Origin of the sequence: Clostridium puniceum (assembly GCF_002006345.1) — a bacterium.
GTDB lineage: Bacteria > Bacillota > Clostridia > Clostridiales > Clostridiaceae > Clostridium > Clostridium puniceum.
In genome coordinates this window covers 42,879-66,612 of record NZ_LZZM01000032.1, presented here as the reverse complement: position 1 = coordinate 66,612, position 23,734 = coordinate 42,879, and the positions used below count along the sequence as shown (strand labels likewise).

At 30.7% G+C, this 23,734-nt stretch carries 18 protein-coding genes; 15 read left to right on the top strand and 3 right to left on the bottom strand.

The window, feature by feature from the left end; genetic code table 11:
• The first annotated feature begins 56 nt into the window (after positions 1-56).
• The gene (locus CLPUN_RS02890; protein ID WP_077845875.1) at positions 57-632 is read left to right on the top strand and encodes a chemotaxis protein CheB; all 576 of its coding nucleotides are present in this window, start codon (positions 57-59) and stop codon (positions 630-632) included.
• Positions 633-650: 18 nt separating this feature from the next.
• Positions 651-1,670, top strand: coding sequence for a GGDEF domain-containing response regulator (locus tag CLPUN_RS02885; RefSeq protein ID WP_077845873.1), 1,020 nt, complete (start codon positions 651-653; stop codon positions 1,668-1,670).
• A gap of 208 nt (positions 1,671-1,878) precedes the next feature.
• Here the strand turns inward: CLPUN_RS02885 and CLPUN_RS02880 are convergent, their stop codons facing one another.
• Complete coding sequence (locus CLPUN_RS02880) at positions 1,879-2,292, bottom strand: bacteriohemerythrin (RefSeq protein ID WP_077845872.1); 414 nt, start codon at positions 2,290-2,292, stop codon at positions 1,879-1,881.
• 505 nt (positions 2,293-2,797) lie between these two features.
• Between CLPUN_RS02880 and CLPUN_RS02875 the strand changes: the two genes are divergently transcribed.
• From CLPUN_RS02875 to CLPUN_RS27955, 6 genes are all read left to right on the top strand, one after another.
• Positions 2,798-3,598: a MurR/RpiR family transcriptional regulator gene (locus tag CLPUN_RS02875; RefSeq protein WP_077845871.1), complete on the top strand. Its 801-nt coding sequence runs from the start codon at positions 2,798-2,800 to the stop codon at positions 3,596-3,598.
• 341 nt (positions 3,599-3,939) lie between these two features.
• Positions 3,940-5,829: a beta-glucoside-specific PTS transporter subunit IIABC gene (locus tag CLPUN_RS02870; protein ID WP_077845870.1), complete on the top strand. Its 1,890-nt coding sequence runs from the start codon at positions 3,940-3,942 to the stop codon at positions 5,827-5,829.
• Between the two features lie 2 nt (positions 5,830-5,831).
• Positions 5,832-7,238: a glycoside hydrolase family 1 protein gene (locus CLPUN_RS02865; RefSeq protein WP_077845868.1), complete on the top strand. Its 1,407-nt coding sequence runs from the start codon at positions 5,832-5,834 to the stop codon at positions 7,236-7,238.
• 19 nt (positions 7,239-7,257) lie between these two features.
• Positions 7,258-8,730 carry a glycoside hydrolase family 1 protein gene (locus CLPUN_RS02860; protein WP_077845867.1) on the top strand — a complete coding sequence of 491 codons (1,473 nt, stop codon included), beginning with the start codon at positions 7,258-7,260 and terminating at the stop codon, positions 8,728-8,730.
• A 206-nt stretch (positions 8,731-8,936) separates the two neighbouring features.
• Positions 8,937-9,779, top strand: coding sequence for a DMT family transporter (locus CLPUN_RS02855; RefSeq protein WP_077845866.1), 843 nt, complete (start codon positions 8,937-8,939; stop codon positions 9,777-9,779).
• A gap of 354 nt (positions 9,780-10,133) precedes the next feature.
• Positions 10,134-11,213 carry a methyl-accepting chemotaxis protein gene (locus tag CLPUN_RS27955; RefSeq protein WP_077845865.1) on the top strand — a complete coding sequence of 360 codons (1,080 nt, stop codon included), beginning with the start codon at positions 10,134-10,136 and terminating at the stop codon, positions 11,211-11,213.
• Between the two features lie 605 nt (positions 11,214-11,818).
• Here CLPUN_RS27955 and CLPUN_RS02845 read toward each other — a convergent pair.
• Positions 11,819-13,198 carry an MFS transporter gene (locus CLPUN_RS02845; RefSeq protein ID WP_077845863.1) on the bottom strand — a complete coding sequence of 460 codons (1,380 nt, stop codon included), beginning with the start codon at positions 13,196-13,198 and terminating at the stop codon, positions 11,819-11,821.
• 720 nt (positions 13,199-13,918) lie between these two features.
• Here CLPUN_RS02845 and CLPUN_RS02840 point away from each other — a divergent pair.
• From CLPUN_RS02840 to CLPUN_RS02810, 7 genes are all read left to right on the top strand, one after another.
• Positions 13,919-14,992, top strand: coding sequence for a zinc-binding dehydrogenase (locus tag CLPUN_RS02840; protein WP_077845861.1), 1,074 nt, complete (start codon positions 13,919-13,921; stop codon positions 14,990-14,992).
• Between the two features lie 362 nt (positions 14,993-15,354).
• The gene (locus CLPUN_RS02835) at positions 15,355-16,734 is read left to right on the top strand and encodes an MFS transporter (protein ID WP_077845860.1); all 1,380 of its coding nucleotides are present in this window, start codon (positions 15,355-15,357) and stop codon (positions 16,732-16,734) included.
• A 78-nt stretch (positions 16,735-16,812) separates the two neighbouring features.
• Positions 16,813-17,856: an NAD(P)-dependent alcohol dehydrogenase gene (locus CLPUN_RS02830; protein ID WP_077845859.1), complete on the top strand. Its 1,044-nt coding sequence runs from the start codon at positions 16,813-16,815 to the stop codon at positions 17,854-17,856.
• 31 nt (positions 17,857-17,887) lie between these two features.
• On the top strand, positions 17,888-18,724 hold the full coding sequence (locus CLPUN_RS02825) for a class II fructose-bisphosphate aldolase (protein ID WP_077845857.1): 837 nt from the start codon (positions 17,888-17,890) through the stop codon (positions 18,722-18,724).
• A 2-nt stretch (positions 18,725-18,726) separates the two neighbouring features.
• Positions 18,727-19,683 (top strand): carbohydrate kinase family protein, encoded by a 957-nt coding sequence (locus CLPUN_RS02820; protein ID WP_077845856.1) that lies wholly within the window; start codon positions 18,727-18,729, stop codon positions 19,681-19,683.
• 43 nt (positions 19,684-19,726) lie between these two features.
• Entirely contained in the window at positions 19,727-20,707 is a 981-nt protein-coding gene (ydjG, locus tag CLPUN_RS02815) for an NADH-dependent methylglyoxal reductase (RefSeq protein WP_077845855.1), read from the top strand.
• A 285-nt stretch (positions 20,708-20,992) separates the two neighbouring features.
• The gene (locus CLPUN_RS02810) at positions 20,993-21,751 is read left to right on the top strand and encodes a DeoR/GlpR family DNA-binding transcription regulator (RefSeq protein ID WP_077845854.1); all 759 of its coding nucleotides are present in this window, start codon (positions 20,993-20,995) and stop codon (positions 21,749-21,751) included.
• A 510-nt stretch (positions 21,752-22,261) separates the two neighbouring features.
• Here CLPUN_RS02810 and asnS read toward each other — a convergent pair.
• The gene (gene asnS / locus CLPUN_RS02805; RefSeq protein WP_077845853.1) at positions 22,262-23,656 is read right to left on the bottom strand and encodes an asparagine--tRNA ligase; all 1,395 of its coding nucleotides are present in this window, start codon (positions 23,654-23,656) and stop codon (positions 22,262-22,264) included.
• Positions 23,657-23,734: the final 78 nt, after the last annotated feature.

Sequence of the window (23,734 nt, the reverse complement as noted above, 5' to 3'; positions counted from 1 at the left end):
CTTAGTTGAAATTTAAAAGGATATTAATATTTATATAAATAGGAGCTGATAAAAGGATGTATAAGGTTATAGTTATAGGGGCTTCAGCAGGAGGAATGGAGGCAATTAAAACCATATTAATGCCTTTTGGAGAAGGATTTGCAGCATCAATACTAATTGTTCAACATTTAAGCACTCACTCAGATGGTTATATGGCAAGGTATCTTAATGAAAGATGCAAAATAAACGTAAAAGAAGCAGATGAAAAGGAAAAGATAGTTGAGGGAAATGCATATATAGCACCATCTAATTATCACCTCTTAGTGGAAAAAGATGAAACTTTATCACTTACAGTTGATCCTAAAGTAAATTATTCTAGACCAGCTATTGACATTCTTTTTGATTCAGCAGCTGAAGTTTACAGAGATGAACTTATAGGAGTCATTTTAACAGGAGCTAACAGTGATGGCAGCAAAGGGTTAAAGAAGATAAAGGAACTGGGTGGACTTACAATAGTACAAGATCCAAGCACTGCAGAAGCAGATTTTATGCCGAAGGCAGCTATAAAAATTACAGAAGTAGACTATATTCTTTCTTTAAATAAAATTAGCAACAAATTAATTAAATTAGTGGAGAATACAAATGAAAAATAAAATTAGTGAGGAATACTGATGAAAAATGAAAAGGATATTAATATATTAATTGTAGATGACAGACAAGACAATTTACTTGTTCTAGAAAGCTTACTTGAAGAGATGGATTGTAATATTATAAAAGCAACGTCAGGAAATGAAGCTTTAAGCCTAATGTTTGATTATGAATTTGCACTTGTATTGCTTGATGTTCAAATGCCAGATATGAATGGATTTGAAACAGCAGAATTTATGAGAATGAATTCAAAAACTCGTTATTTACCTATAATATTTGTAACAGCAATAAGTAAGGAGCAAAAATGTATATTTAAAGGGTATGAAATAGGAGCTGTTGACTATCTCTTTAAGCCTATAGAGCCAATTATTCTTCAAAGTAAAGTTAAAGTTTTTTTAGAACTTTATAATCAAAAGAAATTATTAGAAGAACAAACTAGGTTGTTGGAATTAAAGGTTAAAGAATTATCGGAACTTCAGGAAGTAAATTTTAAATTGGAAAGTCTTTCAACTTTAGATGGACTTACTGGCATTCCCAATAGGAGAAGTTTTGATAACTATATAGATATGAGTTTAAAAAGTTGTTTTAGATCAGATAATCCAATATCATTAATAATAGCTGATATTGACTTTTTTAAAAATTATAATGATAATTATGGTCATCTTCAAGGTGATGATTGCCTTGTTAAAGTAGCAAAAACTATTTCTTCTAGTGTAAAACGTCCATTAGATTTTGCAGCAAGGTATGGTGGAGAGGAGTTTGCAGTAATATTGCCTGAAACAGATGAAGAAGGGACAATGGTTATAGCAGAAACAATACGAAAAAACATAGAAGAATTAAAGATTACTCATGAACACTCGTCTGCAGCGCCTTATGTTACATTGAGTTTGGGAATAGAAACTATATTCCCCCAAATAGGTTATTCTATAAATGAATTAATTGAAAATGCAGATAAGGCTTTGTACAAGTCAAAACTAAATGGGCGTAATCAAACAAGTATTTATAAAAGAGAAAATTCTAAAATTAACAATGTATTAAAATAGACATATAGAGTAAAGAGAAAGATAGAATAAAAATATGCAATAATAATTAGGGTTTGCTCAGCAAACCCTATATTTAATCAAAAATTGTATTTTTTGAATCGAAATAAATTAAGTAACTTTTGCATAAAAAGTCGAAGACGAGTTCTCTATTAATTTTAATAATTGAAAATAAGTTGAGAAGCTTTAGAAAGATATTATATTTTTTAAGTTATTTATTATAACCATTTTCAATTAAAAAGTCTCCTAGATCTTTATCTAAATTCATTATATGGTTTTTGAACCAATCAACTAATTTTTGTTGAATATTTAAAGCTAATAATGTTGATGCACCTTGAGTTTCAAAAACTCTTCTGAATTCTTTAAGCTCACTTTTAAATTCTTCATGTTGCATATGCTGTATATTAAATAGAGGATAATTTATTTTATTTTGAATTTCTTCTTCTTCATTAAAATGTTCAATTACATATTCCTCAAGAAAATCTAGAGTTTTAATAACTTCATCATTGCCTTTTCCATCTTTAATAGATGTAAATAATTGATCCAAACGATTAAATAATTCTTTATGCTGATTATCAATGCTATCAATGCCTATATCTAAAGTCCAATCCCAATTTAAATACATAAAAACCACCTTCCAGAAATTATATTTTATAACATTACAAATTATATATTTCGACATATTACGCAGAATACCTTTATTTTTCAAGAAAGAACTTCTAAAATGCTTTCGAGTATAAGAAAGGTGTTAATAGTTGATAAAATATTAGAAGAGTTAAAAATCCATAAACAAAAACAATATGAGATTAAAGAAAAGATAATTATAGATGTTATGTATTTGCAAATGTACTTGGAGAGCGTATGTTATCTGATATTTTAAATAAGTAACTTTTTGAAACTTTAGAAGATAATGAACTTAAGAATTTTAAGTTTTCTGTACTAAGCATACATATTCTATAAGACTATTTGAAAAAGGAAAAGAGAGACTGATATAATTAACTTACTATTATATTAATCAAAGAATAAAATAAATAATAATTTTTAAAAGTACAGATACTAAAAATTCAAACAAAATGTAGATTTTAATTGTTTTATGAATTCTAACTTTGTACTAGTTAAAGGAGATTGATATGGGGGAATTATTAAATAGGTTATTAATAATTTTAAATAACGGTAAAGAAAATTCAACGCATTATCATATAGCAAACGTTCTATTATGTAATTTTGAATCTATAAAAAATATGACAATATCTGAGGTTGCAGATTTGTGCTTTGTTTCAAAATCAACAATTTCTAAGTTTGCAAGGTATATAGGATTTGATGATTTTTTAGAAATGAAGTTAGCATCTTCTTATAGAAGTAATAAATATTCAAATAATTTAAATTATAATGATAATATTTTAAGCTATATAGAAAGCCATACAGAAGAAGAATACATAGATGTAATTATAGATGATTTAAAATTAGCAAAATCTAGTATCGATATGTCTAAAATAGATGAATTAGTTGAAAATTTAATAAAATATGATAAAGTGGCAGCTTTTGGGCTTCTATACTCTGAATCGGCAGCAATGGATTTACAAATGAAGCTTGCATATAATGGAAAGTATATTACTACACATATAAATGATGTAGAGCAAAATGAGTTTATTAAAAATGCTGATAAAGACACTTTGATAATTATATTTACTAACTCAGGAGATTATATAAAAAAGTATCAGTTAGTAACGGCAGGAAATATTGATAAAAACGTATTTAGGCAAACTAAAGCTAAAATTGTTGCAATTACAGCTAACAAGAAAATTGAGAAATATCCTTATGTGAATCTATGTATTACTTTTCGACATGCATCTAGCGTACAAACGCATTCCATATTATTTCAATTAATTACTGATTTTATTGCATTTAGGTATAAGAAGAGAAAGAAGTAGATAGCTAAAGTGTGGGTAAATAATTAATTTTATACCACACTTTTTTATTAACCGAGAAAATTATAGAATTTGAAGAACTTGAAGGGGTTATAAAATCTTGATGTTAGAAAATGAATTGGTGAAGCCAATTTAAAGGTGGCTTAGTCAATTTGTCATTAGGTGGATTTAATGCTTTGTGTTCTGTTTCATAATTGGGAGTCAATAATTATACCACATTTTTTTCTTTATGTCGTAAAGTTTCCGAAAATGAAAAATAAAAGTTATAACAATTTTGAATGCTATAATTATATTACATCGATGTAACCGATATCAAAATTATAGTTATTTAGGAGGAAAAAACTATGGCAAAGAAAAATTATGAACAGCTTGCAAAAGAAGTAGTTAATAAAGTTGGTGGCGTAGAAAATATTAATAGCTTATTCCATTGTGTAACTAGATTAAGATTTAAGTTAAAGGATACATCAAAAGCGGATAAAGAATCAATCAAAAATCTAAAAGGTGTATTAACTGTAGTTGAAGGCAATGGCCAATTTCAAGTTGTTATTGGAAATGAAGTTACAGATGTATTTGACACAGTATTAAAAATGTATTCTCAAATTAAAAATGAAGCTGGAGGAGATAATATAGAAGAAAAGCCATCTGGAAATGTATTAACTCGTGCATTTAATACAATGGCATCTATTTTTAATCCAATAATAATAGCACTTGCTGGATCTGGTATGATTAAAGCAGTTCTAGTTATTTTAACGACATATGGATTTATGGATAAAGCAGGAAGTACTTATAAAATATTAAGTGCTGCTGGAAATAGTGTATTCTATTTCTTACCTTTATTTTTAGCTTTTAGCGCAGCAAAAACCTTTAAGGTTAATCCATTTATTTCCGTTGCAATAATTGGAGCATTAATGGAACCTAATTTTACAGGATTAATGAAAGCAAATGGAGATATGGCAAGTTTTGCTGGTATTCCAGTTGTGCTAATGGGATATTCAGGAACTGTTATTCCTGCAATACTAACTATTTGGGCATATTCGTATTTAGAAAAATTCTTAAAGAAATTTATTCCTAAAAGTATTGAAATATTTGCATTATCAATGGCTGCATTGTTTATTATGGTACTACTAGCTGCAATAGTTATTGGACCAATTGGAGTGACCCTTGGTAATGGGCTAGGATATGTTGTTAATACGATAAGTTCTTCAAGTGGACTTTTAGCAGGTCTTATTGTAGGAGCTGGTTGGACATATTTAGTTATGATAGGTATTCATTGGGGAATTGTACCATTAATGGTGAATAACTTTTCGAATTATGGATACGATGTTATAAAACCAATGACTGCAGCAGCTACATTTGCAAGTGCAGGTGTGGCACTCGGAGTATTCCTTCGTTCAAAAAATAAGGAAACAAAAGGGCTTGCAGCATCAGCTATAGTTCCAGCATTATTGGGTGGTGTTACAGAACCTATTGTGTATGGTTTATCTATAAAATATAAAAGACCTTTAATAGCACAGACAATAGCAGGTGGAATTGCAGGAGCATTTATTGGAGCGTTTCACACTAAAGCAATTGTATATGTATTCCCAGCATTAACAACGTTGCCAGCTTTCTTTGGAGATACTTTTACAATTTATATAATTGGTATAGCTATGTCATTTACAATTTCAGCAGCATTAACATATTTCTTAGGCTTTGATGATGGTGAAACAACCTCAAAATCTTCAAATATTGCTCAAGGTGAAGTAACTTTAAAAGTTTCAGCTGGTAAGGGTAATTTAGAATTAGCTTCATGTATTAAAGGAGAAATGATTAATATAGAAGAAGTTAACGATCCAGTATTTTCAGGAAAGACAATGGGTGAAGGTGTTGCGTTTATACCTGAAAATGGAATTATAGCATCGCCAATAGATGGAACTATTGAAGTAGCATTTCCAACTGGACATGCGATTGGGATTAAAACAAGTAGCAACATTGAAATATTAATACACGTTGGTATAAATACAGTTGAATTAAATGGTGAGCATTTTGAAATGCTTGTTAAACAAGGAGAAACAGTAAAAAGAGGACAAGAGTTAATTAAATTTAATTTAGAAAAAATAAAAGAAAAAGGCTACGATACAACAACTATGATGATTATAACTAATAGTAGTGAATTTAAAAGTGTAAATATAGAAGAATATAGACATGTAAGTACTGAAGATAAGATTATGAATCTTATAAGGAAGGAGGCATAAAAATGGGGTTTCCTAAAGAATTTTTATGGGGGGGAGCAATTGCAGCTAATCAGGCTGAAGGAGCTTACACAGAAGATGGTAAAGGGCTAAGTGTTGCAGATGTACTTCCTGTTGGAAAGGATCGTTTTAAGAATGTATCCTTGGAAATAGAAGCTGATAAATATTATCCAAGTCATAAGGCAATTGATTTTTATCACACTTATAAAGAGGATTTAAGAGAGTTATCAGAATTAGGTATGAAGTGCTTCAGGACATCTATAGCCTGGAGCCGTATCTTCCCTAATGGAGATGAAACTGAACCTAATGAAAAGGGATTACAATTTTATGATAAGTTGTTTGATGAGCTTTTAAAGTATAATATGGAACCTATTATTACAATTTCACATTTTGAAACACCACTGAATTTAATTAAAAAATATGGAGGGTGGAAAAATAGAAAGTTAATAAAGTTTTATACAAATTACTGTAATGTAATATTTAACAGATATAAGGACAAAGTAAAGTACTGGATGACTTTTAATGAGATAAATCATGCTCATACTTTACCACTTATTGCAGCTGGAATTGAAGTTAAGGAAAATTCAAACAAACTAAAAGATATTTATCAAGCAAGTCATAATATGCTAGTAGCAAGTGCAAAAGCTGTTATAATGGGGCATGATATTAATAAAGAATTTAAGATTGGATGTATGCTGTCACTATCCCCAATTTATCCAGCAACTTGTAACCCGGAAGATGTATTTGAATCATATGAGCTAAGGCGTCGATCTCTATTTTACAGTGATATTCAGCTTCTTGGAGAGTATCCAACATACTTTAATCGTATAGCAAAGGAAAATAATATTTCTATAGATATGGAACCAGAAGATACAGAAGCCTTGAAAAAAGGCGTTTGTGATTACTTAGGATTTAGTTATTATCGTTCATCTCTACATGAAGCTGGAATGAAGATTCTTGGAAATACTGGAGGCTTGTTAGGCAAAAAAAATTCATATTTAAAAGAAAGTAAGTGGGGATGGCCAATAGATCCATTAGGTTTGCGCTACGTATGTAATGAACTTACAGACCGTTATCATAAGCCACTATTTATTGTGGAAAATGGATTAGGTACTAGTGATGAAATTGCTGAGGATGGAAAGATTCATGATGATGAGAGAATGGAATACTTAAAGGAACATGTAATCATGATGAAGGAAGCAATAGAAGATGGAGCGGATATTATAGGTTATACCTGGTGGGGACCTATAGATATTGTTTCAGCAGGCACTGGTGAAATGAAGAAACGTTATGGATTTGTGTATGTGGACAGAGATAATGAGGGCAAGGGCACATTAAAAAGAATTAAAAAGGAAAGCTATAACTACTATAAACAAATTATAGAAAGTAATGGTCAAAATTTAAATAGATAGCAAAATGGAGGAAAGTTAAATGACAAATAAAACATTATTTCCAGAAGGATTTTTATGGGGGGGAGCAATTGCGGCAAATCAAGCAGAGGGAGCTTGGAATATTGATGGGAAAGGTATGTCTGTTGCAGATATTGCAATGTACAAGCCTGATATTGATATTAAAGATTATGTTAAACAATGGCATATTGGTTTAGAGGATATAGATAATGCTATGAAAGCCACAGAGGATGCTTATTATCCTAAGCGTAGAGGAATTGATTTTTATCATAAGTATAAAGAAGATATAGCACTTTTTAAAGAAATGGGGTTTAAAACTTTACGTGTGTCTATAGCATGGGCACGTATATTTCCAAACGGTAATGAAGAAAAACCAAATGAAAAAGGTTTGAAATTTTATGAAGATCTTTTTAAGGAATTGAGAGAAAGTAATATAGAACCATTAGTTACTTTGTCTCATTATGAAATGCCATTATATTTAGTGAATAATTATGATGGATGGGTATCACGTGATTTAGTTGATATGTTTGTAAAATATGCTAAAGTATGTTTCGAGCGTTATAAAGGTTTAGTTAAATACTGGTTAACCTTTAATGAAATAGACAGTGTTTTCCGTCATGCGTTCACTACTTTAGGCGTTGTAGAAGATAAGTACGCTAATAAGAAAGAAGCTGAAAAAGCAATATACCAAGCGCTTCATCATCAATTTATAGCAGCAGCTCTAGCAACTAAATATTGTCATAAAATAATATCAAATTCTCAGGTTGGATGTATGGTTACAAAGACCTTAACATATCCAGAAACATGCAATCCAGATGATATTATATTGGCTCAAAGAGATAATAGAAATAATTTTATTTATACAGATGTGCAGGTTTTAGGAGAATATCCAAGATATTTATTAAATTATTTAAAGAAGAATAATATAGAAATAAAAATGAATGAGGGAGATGAAGCAATCTTAAAACAATATACATCCGACTTCATTGCATTTAGCTATTATATGTCAATGGTACAAAGTGTGAATGCTGAACAGCGTGAAAAGGTAGGTGGAAACTTAGTAACAGGAGTTAAAAATCCTTATCTTCCTATAAGTGAATGGGGATGGCAAGTAGATCCAAAGGGCTTACGTGTTTCACTAATTGACTTATATGATCGTTATCGTAAACCATTATGGATAGTTGAAAATGGGATTGGAGCTTATGATAAAGTCGAAGAAGATGGTTCTATCAATGATGATTATCGTATTGAATATTTTAGAAAACATTTTGAACAAATTGGACTTGCAATTGATGAAGGCGTTGAATGTATGGGGTATACATCATGGGCATGTATTGATATTGTAAGTGCATCGACTTCCCAAATGAGTAAGCGTTATGGATTTATTTATGTAGATGCAGATGATTTAGGAAATGGAACATATAAAAGATCAAAAAAGAAAAGTTTTTACTGGTACAAGAAAGTTATCAGTAGTAATGGAGCCGATTTAGATTAATTTAAATAGAAGATTCCACAAAATAAGGTATATGAAAAAAATAACAAGTTAAAGATGTGATGAGATTACTTATATACAGCATGCTACTTTTTTCTAAAGTTATTATATGTAGCATGCTGCTTTTTTCTTAAATTCTTATGTGCAGTATAGCTGTCTTTTATAAGGTATATATCTAATTTACTATAAATACGAGAGGAAAGTTAAATATGAATGGTTTGATGTTAATTTTATGTCTCATTTGGGGATTTAATTTCGTAGTCATGAAATCAGCAAATGGTGCATTTCCGCCAGTTTTATTTGCCGCATTTCGTTTTTTTCTTGGAGCAGCGGTGCTTTTTAGTGTTGTATATTTAAAAAAGATCCCCTTGCCTAGCAAAAAGAATTTAAAATGGTATGTTTTATGTGGTATTTTACAGACTACATATTTTAATCTAGCAATACAAATCTCTCTCAATTATATTAGTGCGGGACTTGTTTCAGTTCTTACATATAGTATGCCATTATTTTTTTGTATACTAGCACACTTTTTCATTCCTGGGGAACAACTGACTGTACGAAAAATCATAGGGATTATTATTGGAATAATGGGATTATTTTTCGCACTAAATATCAATCACTTGGATGGAGAACTGTGGGCATTAATTCTTGCATTAACATCTGCAATTGCATGGGCAGTGTCTAATCTTATTATTAAACAAAAATTACAACATTGTGACAAGGTTCAATTCACAGCTTGGCAAATGGCAGTGGGAGCGGCGGCATTGTTTTTATATTCTTTTTGCTTTGAGAATGGAAAATCACAGTGGAGTATTATATCTATAGGATATATTTTATTTTCAGGTATCATAGCATCTGCCTTAGCATTTGTATTATGGTCTTATATTTTAACTAAGATTCAAGCAAGTAAAGCATCAATATCTTTATTATTAGTTCCAGTAGTTGGTATTATATCTAGTTATTTATTTTTACATGAAAGTTTAAAAGTATCTACATTAATAGGTGTTCTGTTTGTACTTTTGGGAATTTTTATTGTGAATAGTAGTAAGTGATTCAAGGGTATTATAAAATTTTCTGAACGATTAAATTAAGGGAATTAATAGACGGCTTTGGTAATTATTTAGATAGAATGGATTTGGGTTAACTTAGTAAAAAGTCATTTCTTAAACATTTATTATCATGTTTCAAATAAGATATAATATAGAGCACAAATCTTTAAAATCATAAAATATTCTTTAGAGCAAAAAAAAAAGTTTGACAATAAAGATTTATGATATTAATATATGAATATAGATAAGAATAAATATAAAAAATGAAAACGTTTATGAAAGAACTTCTAATTTTAGGAGGATTATTAATGATAGAGGAAATAAAAAAAGGACGTATCTGAAAGGTGGTTAAAGCGTATGGAATCAATTTTGTTCATTGTACCGTCACAAAGTATGAAAGAGATAATACAATCAATCATGAGAGAAACTAATCAAAATTTTATTGTTGAAATCGGTACCAATAATATCGCTATAGAGATAGCCAAGCGATACCCTGATATTAATGTTATCGTTAGTCGAGGTGGTACGGTAAATGATCTACGGCAACTTCCTAACAAAATGATAGTATCAATTACAGCCGCATTCGATGATTTTATTTTACCAATTCACCAAATTGCAAGTACTGGTATAAAAAAAATTGGTGTGGTTGGTATGGCGAATTTCATAGAAGGCATGCTTAAAGACTATAGAATAGGAGATTTGGAAATTTTTATGCGCCCATGTCAAAATGGCAATGATATTATTCCAACCGTTCAAAAATTATTTCGAGAAGGAGTTCAGGGCATAATAGGTGATAAAACGGTGGTAGAAAAAGCAAACGAGATTGGATTGACTGCTGATATTATCAATTCTGGCCTAACATCTCTGCAAAAGGCTATTAGTGAGGCAATTAGGATTGTTGATGCTCAGGAGTTAGAACGTAAGCGTGATTGTGAGAGAGCGGGACAAATACAGCAACGTGTTCTTGAAATTAACGTTGCTCTTGAAAGAGCAGTTGCAGCAGTTGAAGAATTAAACGCATCATCTCAAGAAATAGTTGCATTTAGCGATGAAGCGGCAAATATTGCGAAAAGGACAAGTTATGAAGTGAAAAACACCTCCAATATACTTGACATTATTCGAAGAGTGTCTAAACAGAGTAATCTGTTGGGCTTAAATGCGGCTATAGAAGCCACACGAGCTGGTGAATTTGGTCGAGGTTTTTCAGTTGTAGCATCAGAGGTGCGTAAATTAGCTGAAGAGAGCAATAAATCCACTCTAAAAATAGAAAACATGATTAATCAGTTCTGCAACTCGGTGGATCAGGTGTTGAAAAATGCTGAACAAAGCAAAATAATAACTCAGGAGCAAGCTGGTGCTACACAGGAGATTACCGAAATGTTAGATGGCTTGAAAATGGTCAGTGAAAAATTGTTGGAATTATCTTATTATTCTTAAATAAACTAGTATAAGCTATAATTAAAATAGAAGCTTATAACTTATATTTTAATATTTAAAATTTGCACATGTGTCTAATTTGAGATGAGAAAATAGTGTCTTATCTCTTTTTTGTTTTCCTGAGCCCATAGGCTGAGAGAAACAACTCGAAACAAGTGTGCTGCTAGTAATAGTAAGGTATGAAGGAAGCCTTAGAGGATATGTGAAACATAATTGAGTATATCCAACTTTACAGACATATAGTAGACACGTTAGCTAGATATTTTATGTGTCTTTTATTTAGAATACTTCAGCATTTGCTTAGCCTAAAGTAAAATTGAATGTAGAAAAAAGATATAGATGTTAATTATATGTATTTAGCTGAATTAGTAACTTTATATTATCTAATTACTAAATGTTCTTAACATAAAATTTAAAACTTATACTGTTAAAGGAGATTATTGACTCAATAATCTCCTTTGGTAGTATAAGTTTTTAATTAATATATTTTTTAGTTTATTTATAATGATTTGTAGTTATTTGCAGAATTGAATATCGTTCACTTGATTACAGAAATTATAAAACAAGCTACTAATTTGTTCTTAAATCTTTATTAAAAAGTTTTTCTAAATATGCTTTATATCAGAACTTATTTCTTCAATCGATTTTTGCCTAGTTTCAATACCAATAGTAGCAATAAGCAAAGCAACTAAAATGAGTACGCCTCCAATAGTTAGAAAAACTGCAACAGCTCCCAAATTAGTCATAAGCCAAGCAACTCCAAATGGTGTGAAAATTGTTACAACTCGTCCGATTGCATTGCATACTCCTGAGCCTCTAAGACGAATTTCAGTAGGCCATAATTCAGGAACATAAACTGCAGATGCAAAGCAAACATACATATAAAGAAAAACAATTAATGAAAAACCAAGTATAACAATCATTACTTCTGAACGTTGAAGTGAGTAAATATATCCTAAAACAGATATTAAAAGCAATAGTGTAACTCCCATCCACTTACGTGGAAATTTATCTATTATTCTTGTTGCAATAAACACACCAAGTGGTGCACCAAGCATAATAAGAGTAGTCATAAGAATAGACTTGGTTACATTTATACCTGATGCTACAAAAATTGTTGGAATCCAAGTAGTAATGCTATAAAGAGCTGTATTCATTCCTATAAGTATAAAACTTCCAAGAATTGTTCTTTTTAATAAACTGCCTTTGAATAAACTAATAAAAGGTATATTTCGTGAGTCAGAAGAATCTTCAATAGTTTGTTCACATATTACTTGTGGTAATTTAATTCCATTTTCAAGCTCTATTTCAGCTTCAATTGCTAACATTATCTTATCTGCTTCATCATCAAGTCCACGTGCAGCATACCATCTAGGTGATTCTGGAAAGCTGTGTCGTGCAAACCATAGCGCTAATGCAGAAATTCCACAAATAAAGAACATAGCACGCCAACCATAATTAGGACCTAAAAGGGGCATAACTAAAAGTCCAATTAATGTAGCTATTGGTGGTGCACAGTTACCAACTAAGGATAATGTGGCAGACCATTTACCACGATTCTTTGTAGAAATAAATTCAGTGAATGTAGCAAATCCAACAACAATTTCAGCACCTAATCCAATACCAGTTAATCCACGAAGTACAATAAGCATAGTCATATTAGTTGCAAAAGCAGAAGCTATGGATGCTAATCCAAATATAAGAAGATTAATTTGATAAGCAAATTTTCTTCCTAGATGATCACCTGAAAAACCAGCGAACAGAGAGCCGAGAAAAAGTCCTGCCATGGTACAGGAAGTAAATGTTGCATTTAAATAGTTGTTAGACCAACCGTTTTTAACCAATTGGGCCAAAACTATTCCACCTATATAATTATCAATACCATCTATTAATAAACCCAACCCAATTAACCAGAAAATTTTATAGTGCCATTTTGAGGTAGGTAAACGATCAATTCTAGCTCCTATATTATTTTGTATATACATGTAAATTCCTCCTTAAAATATAGAATGTGATAATTAGTTTGTTAATTTATAAACATAATTTCATAAAAGTATACCTTTACAATAAACACTTCTACTATAATTTAGTATAACTTTTGATAAAAGTCAATATTTTATGTTTGTTTTCAAAAAAAAATATTTGTTTTAAATATAAAATTAGATAAATATATAAAATTAGTTATACTTTATATATTTTTCTATTTATTTGTATGAAATGATGTAGTTTATAATGTATTCGCATAAAAAATTATAAAGATTAGCAAATTTTTTAGATTTGTAATTTGGCGGAAAGATTAGGCATTTTCAAGAATGAGCTAGTGTTAAATGAGTATGTTGAGTAGAATTACAGAGTAAATTATATAATATTAATCATTTGTATAATTAATATTGATTATAGTAAAAAATAAAGTGAATTTAAAAATTAAAAAGAAATATTATTAAGTAAACCTATGAAAAATTGTACTTGATTTATGGATTATTGCAAGTTAATACCTATTTTATTTCGGTTAAAAATATGTGTTTCAATAAAAATATGATTAAAACACAGAAAATATATTGACAATTAACAGATTTGCATATATCATGATACTTGTAAACTGTTTCAGAAATAATTCGCTGAAGCAACTAAAATAATAACTAGTATAAGTTGAAGATATATATTTATTAACTTAAAAAAATTAAAAGTTTTAGGAGGAATTCATTATGAAAGCATTAGCAAGATATGGTAAAAAATTTGGTGGTTACAGATTTATTGATGTTCCAGAACCAGAATGTGGAGATGAAGACATAATTGTAGAAATTAAAGCAGCAGCAATCTGTGGTGCAGATATGAAACATTTTAGAGTTGAAAACGGATCAGATGAATTTAACTCAATCCGTGGGCATGAATTTGCAGGGAATATTGTTAAAGTAGGTAAAAGCGTTAAAGATTGGAAAGTGGGTCAAAGAATAGTTTCAGATAACACTGGTCATGTGTGTGGAACATGTCCTTCTTGCGAAACAGGAGACTTCATTACATGTCCTGAAAAAGTAAATTTAGGATTAGATAATAATAGATGGGGTGGAGGTTTTACTAAATATTGTGTTATTCCTGGAGAAATTTTAAGAATACATAAACATGCTATATGGGAAATTCCAGAGAATGTTAAATATGAAGAGGCAGCAGTACTTGATCCAATTTGTAATGCATATAAAGCTATAGCTCAAAGATCTAAGTTACTTCCAGGACAAGATGTAGTTGTGTTTGGTACTGGTCCATTAGGATTATTTTCAGTACAAATTGCTAAAATTATGGGAGCAGTAAATATTGTTGTTATTGGATTAGAAGATGATACTAAAGTACGTTTTGGAGTTGCAAAAGAATTAGGTGCTACTCATGTAGTGAATGGATCTAAAGAAGATGTTGTTAAAAGATGCAGAGAAATTTGTGGTAGAGACAATCTTGGTTTAGTTGTTGAATGTTCAGGCGCTAACATTGCATTAAAACAAGCTATTGAAATGCTTAGACCAAATGGAGAAGTTGTTCGTGTAGGAATGGGCTTCAAACCAATGGAATTTTCAATAAATGATATTACAGTAAATGCAATTAACATTATTGGGCATATGGGATATGATACTACATCTTGGAGAAATGCAATTAGACTATTAGAAACTGGTAGAATAAAAGTTCAACCAATGATCACTCACAGACTAGGTCTTTCTGAATGGGAAAAAGGATTTGAAGCAATGGCAAATATGGATGCAATAAAAGTTATAATGCATTATGACTGTGATTAATAAACAATTGCAGAAATAGATTAGATATATGTTCTAATTAATTTTACCTTTCAATAGCTAAATAATGAATCATAGTAACTATAATGTAAATGATAACATAAAATAAATATTGTTTAATTAGAACATATATATTTCATAATAAAGTGAAATTTATACTTTAATTTTATAAAATCTCATTTGTTTTACTATAGAAAATTTTTAGAGATTCAATCTTAGGAAATTAGACTTACTTAAATATATTAACAAAAATAAATAATAAAAACATATGAAAAATATATCGTTGCTGATATTTGTTATTTATCAAAAAGTAAATTTATAAATTAATCGGTTGAAAAGTAAATATGTTTGGAGGATTTTATATTATGGATAATAAAGTGGCAAAACCAAATTGTGGTGCAAGACTTGATCGTCTGCCTAGTTCTTCTTGGCATTGGAAAATGTTTTCTTTGGTTGGATTAGGGTTATTGTTTGGAGGAATGATTAATAGTGTTGGGGGACTGATTTTAGCACAATTAAAAGTTCTTGGATGGACAAATAATTCCACAAGTGCTATATTTTCATCTTTGACAACTGCAGGGATGTTTTTAGGCTCTATTTTAGGGGGGATTATTGGTGATAAGTTTGGACGTAGAAATGGATATAGGATATGTATGATAATGTATATTATTCCATTGCTTTCAGCAGCTTTTGCACCAAATATGACATTTATTATAGTATGTCGTTTCTTAATGGGATTTGGTCTTGGTGCATTACTTGTAACACTATTTGCAGGATTTACAGAGTATGTTCCAGGCGATAGTCGTGGTACATGGTCAGGAAGAAACTCATTTCTTGGTAACTGGGCATATCCAATTTCATCTTTGATTTCAATGGTTATTACACCACTTGTAGCACCAGATATGAGTTGGAGGTTAATGTTTGCAATTCCAGCTGTAATTTCGATTATACATTTCATATTTGTGAACGCAAAATTTCCTGAATCTCCACGTTGGTTAGAATCACAAGGTAGATATGAAGAAGCAGAAAAATTAATGTCGGAAATTGAAGCAGAAGTAGAGCGTAGGACAGGGCAAAAATTAGCTCCTGTTGAAGAGATACCTGCTGAGAAAGCAAAAGAAAAAGTTATTCCGTATTCTCATTTGTTTAAAGGAGAATTATTAAAGAGAGTTATTCTAGGTGCCTTTGTATTAATTGCAATGAATGTTATTCAATATACTTTGATCAATTGGCTGCCAACTATCTTCCTTCAACAAGGTGTAGATATTAAAAAATCTGTAGTTATGAATACAATGAGTATGTTTGGGGCTCCACTTGGAGTATTTATTGCAGCAATTGTAATGGATAAAGTTCCGCGTAAAGTGATGGGGATTGGATTATTAGTATGTATGGCTGTTCTAGGATATGTTTATTCATTACAAACTGATATGACTGTAATTAGTATTATTGGATTCTTCCTAATTACAATTGTATATATGTATGTTTGTTATGCGTCAGCTGTATATGTTCCTGAAATTTGGCCTACTGAAGCAAAGTTACGTGGGTCAGGACTTGCTAATTCAATTGGACGTATTAGTGGTATTTTAACACCATATGCAGTAGCATCATTATTAACAAGTGCTGGAGTAAAAGGAGTATTCACTTTATTGGGTGCAGTAGCTATCGTTGCAGCATTAGCAATAGCATTTTTAGGTATTGATAGTAGAAAAGCGTCTGTTGAGGAAATAGGGGCTGCTGCAGAATAATAAATATATTTGTAATAGATTTGCTCTAACTATAGGGCAAACCATCAATAAAAATGTGACAGAAAGGATTTGTTGAAAGTGAAAAATACAGAAGCAATTTTAGTTGTCCCTGGAACAATGGAGATAAAAGACGCTCCGATACCTGTTCCCAAAGAAGATGAAGTATTAATTAAAGTAGAATATGTAGGTATTTGTGGATCGGATGTCCATGGATTTGAATCTGGTCCATTTATACCACCATCAGATCCAAATCAAAAGATTGGACTAGGACATGAATGTGCTGGTGAAGTTGTTGGAGTTGGCACAAAAGTAACTAAGTTCAAAATAGGAGATAAAGTTTGTATTGAACCAGGAATTCCTTGTGGAAAATGCCGTTTTTGTTTAGAAGGCAAATATAATATATGTCCAGATGTGGATTTTATGGCAACACAGCCAAACTATAGAGGAGCTTTGACAAATTATTTATGTCATCCTGAAAGTTTTGTATATAGGCTTCCTGATAATATGTCAACACTTGAAGGTGCATTGGTTGAACCTACAGCAGTTGGTATGCATGCAGCAATGGAGGCAGATGCAAAATTAGGTAAAAAAATTATTATTCTTGGTGCAGGATGTATTGGTTTAATGACTTTACAGGCTTGTAAAGCTATGGGGGCTACAGAAATTGTAGTAGTAGATGTTTTACCTAAAAGATTAGAATTAGCAAAGAAACTTGGGGCAATGGAAGTTGTTAATGGATTGGAAGAAGATACAGTTGCAAGGTGCAAAGAGATTCTTGGTGATTTAGGTGCGGATATTGTGTTTGAAACAGCTGGATCGCAAGTAACTGCAAAACAAACACCGCTTTTAGTAGTACGTGGTGGAAAAATAATGATTGTAGGTACTATTCCAGGTGAAACTCCAATTAATTTCTTGAAAATTAATAGAGAAGTAACAATTCAGACTGTATTCCGTTATGCAAATCGTTATCCAACGACTATAGAAGCAATTTCAGCAGGTAGTATTGATGTAATATCAATGGTTACTCATATTTATGACTATAAAGATGTGCAAAAGGCATTTGATGAATCGATTAATTGTAAAAAAGATATTATCAAAGGTGTTATAAAAATTAATAATTAAAAAATTTGAAGAATGAAAAGGAGAAAAAATTATGTTAGCAGATATTAGATATTGGGAAAATAAAGCAAAAGAAGGCGGATATGCAATTCCACATTTTAATGTATGGAATGCAGAAATGCTTATGGGAGTTATAGATGCAGCAGAAGAAGCAAAAGCTCCAATTATTATATCTTTTGGAACAGGATTTGTAGGAAATACGTCTTTTGAAGATTTCTCACATATGATGGTTTCTATGGCAAAGAAAGCAACAGTGCCAGTTATTACACACTGGGATCATGGACGTAGTATGGAAATTGTACAAAATGCATATAATCATGGTATGAATTCTGTTATGAGAGATGCATCAGCATGTGATTTTGAAGAAAATATAAGATTAACAAAAGAAGTTGTAGATTACTTCCATCCACTTGGAATTGCAGTTGAAGCAGAATTGGGTCATGTTGGAAATGAAACTGTTTATGAAGAAGCTCTTGCATCTTATCAATATACAGATCCTAGTCAAGCAGCTGAGTTTGTAGAAAGAACAGGTTGTGATTCTTTAGCAGTTGCAATTGGAAATCAACATGGTGTATATACTTCAGAACCAAAATTAAACTTTGAAGTAATAGAAAAAGTTAGAGATGCTGTTTCTGTTCCTTTAGTATTGCATGGTGCTTCAGGTATTAGTGATGAAGATATTAGAAAAGCAATTTCTCTAGGTATTAGTAAAATAAATATTCATACTGAACTTTGTCAAGCAGCAATGGAAGCAGTTGTTGCAAATCAAAATGAACCATTTTTACAATTAGAAAGAACAGTTCGTGCAGCAGTTAAGCAAAGAGCGTTGGAAAAAATTAGATTATTTGGAACTGATAGAAAGGCGGAGTAAAATTGAGTAAAAATTTGGATGTCATATGTATTGGTGCAGCAATTGTAGATATTCCGCTGCAACCTGTTAGTAAAAATATATTTGATATAGAATCATATCCATTAAATAGGATATCCATGACTATTGGTGGAGATGCCATTAATGAAGCGACAATTATCTCACGTTTAGGACATAAAGTAGCTTTGATGAGCAGAATTGGTAAAGATGCAGCAGGAAACTTTATTTTAGAAGCTTGTGAAAAAGACAATATTGATGTAAAAAGCATTCACATTGATGAAAATGTTGATACTTCAATCAATGTAGGATTAGTGACAGAAGATGGAGAAAGAACCTTCGTCACTAATAGAAATGGAAGCTTATGGAGAACGACGATTGAAGATGTAGATTTTGATAGGTTTAAAGATGCTCGTTTACTATCTTTGGCAAGCATTTTTAATAATCCACTGTTGAATGGTCCTGCATTAGAAAAAATATTTATGGAAGCAAAGAAAAGCAATTTGATTATTTGTGCAGATATGATAAAGGCAAGGTTATGTGAAACCTTAGAGGACATTCGAAAAGCTCTTAGCTATGTAGATTATTTTTTCCCTAATTATGAAGAGGCTTGTATAATAACTGGAAAAACAGATCTTAATGAAATAGCAGATATTTTTTTAGAATGTGGCGTAAAAAATGTTGTTATTAAAACAGGAAAAAAAGGCTGTTATATTAAAAATAATAAACAGACCTTAGAGATTCCTGCCTGTAAAAATATTAAAGCTATTGACACAATTGGAGCTGGAGATAATTTTGCTTCAGGATTTATTACAGGTATACTGGATGGAAAGACATTAAAAGAATGTGCAGAATTTGCAAATGTTACTGCGGCCATTTCAGTACAGAGTGTAGGAGCTACTACAGGAGTACAAAATAGGGAGCAAGTAGAAAAGCTTTTACAGGTATACCACAAGGAAAAATAATATAAGTCGTACTAATAAATGTGAAAGGCAGGTTGATTATAAAATGAATACAATGAAGTTAGGAAAAACGGGAATAGATATTTCAAGAATGGGACTTGGTACATGGTCAATTGGAGGAGGTCCAGCATGGGGAGGAGATAAAGATCTTCAAACTTCTATTGATACTATACGCGAATGTCCTAAATTAGGAGTTAATTTAGTGGATACAGCTCCAGGTTATAATTTTGGAAATAGCGAAGTGATTTTAGGTAAAGCACTTCAAGGAATGAAGCGTGAAGATTTTGTTATAATTACAAAATGCGGTATTGTATGGACTAGAGAAGGAAGTTTATTTAATAAAGTTGGAGATACACAGTTATATAAAAACTTATCTAAAGAGTCAATTCGTGAAGAAATAGAGCTAAGCTTAGAGCGTATGGGAGTTGACTATGTTGATGTTTATATGACTCACTGGCAAGCTGTAGAACCATTCTTTACACCAATTTCTGAAACAATGGAAGTTTTAAATGAGCTTAAAGCGGAAGGTAAAATAAAGGCAATTGGTGCTGCTAATGTTGACATAGAGCATATTAAAGAATATTTAAAATATGGTGATCTAGATATTATACAAGCAAAATATAGTATTCTTGACCGTGAGATAGAAAAAGAATTAATTCCTATTTGTAAAGAAAATAATATTACAATTCAAGCATATTCACCATTAGAGCAAGGATTGCTAAGTGGATGTTTACCAAGAGATTATGTTCCTGTAGGTGCTCAATGCAATAAAAAATGGTTCCAACCTGAAAATATGCAAAAAGCAATGGATATGATGGATGCATGGAAACCACTTTGCGAAAAATATAATTGTACAATTGCAAATTTAGCACTAGCATGGATATTAGGTCAAGGCGATTTCATTAATTTATTAAGTGGAGCAAATACGGTAGATCAAATTAAGGAAAATGTAAAATCAATTGAAATCCAATTATCTAAAGAAGATATACAAAAAATGCGAGATATGGCTGAAACTATTGATCAATAAAAAAAACTTGTTTTATTAAAATATTTAATTATACAGATACACAAACTTAGTAGTAATCTTAATCACTTAACCTAATTACTACTAAGTTTGTGTTTTTGTATAGAATATGTTTAATTAGGACATAAATTTTACTTATTCAATAAAATAAAATGTTTTTCAAAAAAAAAACCTTTTAGAAATCTTTTGTTGTATGATATAATATTAGAGCAAAAGTATGATATTGATTTACTGAATCGGATTTATGATACATAAACTGTTACTATATAAGAAAGGAAGAAAGTTATTATGAGGGCTAAAGAAAGACTTAGTATTATTAAGCAATTGGTAACTAATAATAAGAAGATTTTTGTTTCAGAATTAAGTGACAAGCTTGATGTAACTGAAGAAACAATTCGCAGAGATCTGGAAAAATTAGAATCAGAAGGGATAGTAACACGTACATATGGAGGAGCGGTATTAAACACAGAAGGTTCTTTCGATGGCGTAAATTTTTATAATAGGGCTACAATTAATTTAGAAGAAAAACAAAAAATTGCTATTAAAGCAATGGAATTACTAAAAAATAAAACTACTATAGCAGCAGATTCTAGTTCTACTGTAATAGAAACTTTAAAATTAATAAGAAATAGGAAAGACGTTGTGCTATTGACAAATTCTACAGAGGTTTTACGAGAATTTACTCAATCAGAATTAACAATAGTTTCAACTGGAGGTATATTCAACAAGAATTCTTTGTCGTTACAAGGTAGTATGGCTAAAGATATGATAAAAAGGTATAATGTAGATATTTTATTGATGAGCTGTAAAGGATTGGATAAAGAAAAAGGTGCTTTGGACTCTAATGAAGTGGAAGTTGAATTTAAAAAAGTTTTGGTTAAGCAGGCATCAGAAGTTGCGCTTTTAGTAGATCATACAAAATTTGATCGTAGTGCATTTATGCAACTTGTAGATTTTAAAAATATTGATTATATTGTTACGGACAAATGCCCAGATGATATATGGGTGCAATTTTTTGAAGAAAATAAGATTCAAGTACTTTATTAGTGAACCCTATAATTATAATTGAATTTTAGAGAAAAATGCGTCATTTTAGTTCCCTATATTTTTACGTATTTTTTCACAGGTAGGCTGACATCACAAGCCACTTTTTAAACACAATTTTTCTTGTGGATGCTGCTCACGATTATAACTGTCCTAAAGATGGATAAGTGTATATCTTTTTCCCGATACAAAGAGTATGAAGAAAATCTTTGTTCACATTCTTCATATAATTGTGTAGCAGTAAAAATAAGTAGTAAATTAAGAATATCACATTATTCTAAATGAATTTGTGATATTTTTTTGTGAAAAATTATCTGAGATTTTAAGAAAAGGTACGGGAGATTTGGCACAACCGAGAAAGAGCATTGTATTAATTTTCTTATTTACTTTAATCCATACGATTAACATAAAAAAGAGAAGTAAAATAAATTTACCCCTCTTATCCCTTGTAAAATAATATTATTAAAAATCAAACAAAATATAGTACGAATTGAAGTGCTTTAAATCAATTAATTAGAACTCGCTTGTTCCTGGAGTTCTAGGGAATGGTATTACATCTCTTATATTAGTCATACCAGTAATGTACATGATTAATCTTTCAAAACCTAAACCAAAGCCTGCATGCTTAGTTTCTCCATATTTTCGGAGTTCTAAATACCACCAGTAATCTTCTTCGTTTAAGCCTAATTCAGCCATTCTGCCCTTTAAGACGTCTAATCTTTCTTCTCTTTGACTTCCGCCTATGATTTCACCGATTCCTGGTACTAGAAGATCAGTAGCTGCAACTGTTTTATTGTCATCATTCATCCTCATATAGAAGGCTTTTATATCTTTAGGATAATCTGTTACAAATAGAGGTTTCTTAAAGTGTTCTTCAGTAAGATATCTTTCATGTTCTGTTTGTAGATCAATACCCCATTCTACAGAGTAATCAAATTGTTTTCCACATTTTTGTAATATTTCAACAGCATCTGTGTAAGTAACTCTAGCAAAATCTGATGAAACTACATGATTTAATCTTTCCATTAAACCTTTATCAACAAATTGATTAAAGAATTCTAATTCTTCAGGACATTCATCCATAACGTATTTAATAACATACTTAAGCATGCTTTCTGCAAGTTCCATATCATCTTGTAAATCTGCAAAAGCTATTTCAGGTTCTATCATCCAGAACTCAGCAGCATGTCTTGTTGTATTAGAATTTTCAGCTCTAAAAGTTGGTCCGAAGGTATAGATATTTCTGAAAGCTAAAGCAAAACATTCACCGTTTAATTGACCTGAAACAGTAAGATTTGTTTCTTTTCCGAAGAAATCTTTGCTGTAATCTATACTTCCATCTTTGTTTAATTCAGGGACTTTAGGATCAAGAGTTGTTACTCTAAACATTTCCCCAGCACCTTCACAGTCACTACCAGTTATTATTGGAGTATGAGTGTATACGAAGTTTTGTTCTTGGAAGAACTTATGTATAGCATAAGCTGCAACAGAACGTACTCTAAATGTTGCTGAAAAAGCATTACTTCTAGGTCTTAAATGAGCTAGTGATCTTAAATACTCAAAAGTATGTCTTTTCTTTTGGAGAGGATAATCAGAGTTTGACATTCCTTCAATAATAACTTCTTTTGCTTGAACTTCAAAAGGTTGTTTTGCATCAGGAGTAGCAACTAGTGTACCCACTACTGAAATTGAAGAATTAATAGGTAATTTTGATATTTCTTTAAAATTGCCTAGTTTATCATCGAAAACTACTTGAAGGTTTTTAAAGAAAGAACCGTCATTAACTTCTATAAATCCAAATGCATTAGATGCTCTTAAAGTTCTTATCCAACCTGAAATTGTAATTTCTTTTGATAAGAAATCATCTGTCTTTCTATAAAGACTTCTAATTAAAATTGATTTTGCCATATTGCAAGACCTCCATTTTTATAATTTATGTTATATATGTTGCAAATTTAATTCTCTAGTAAATTTAAGTTACGATGC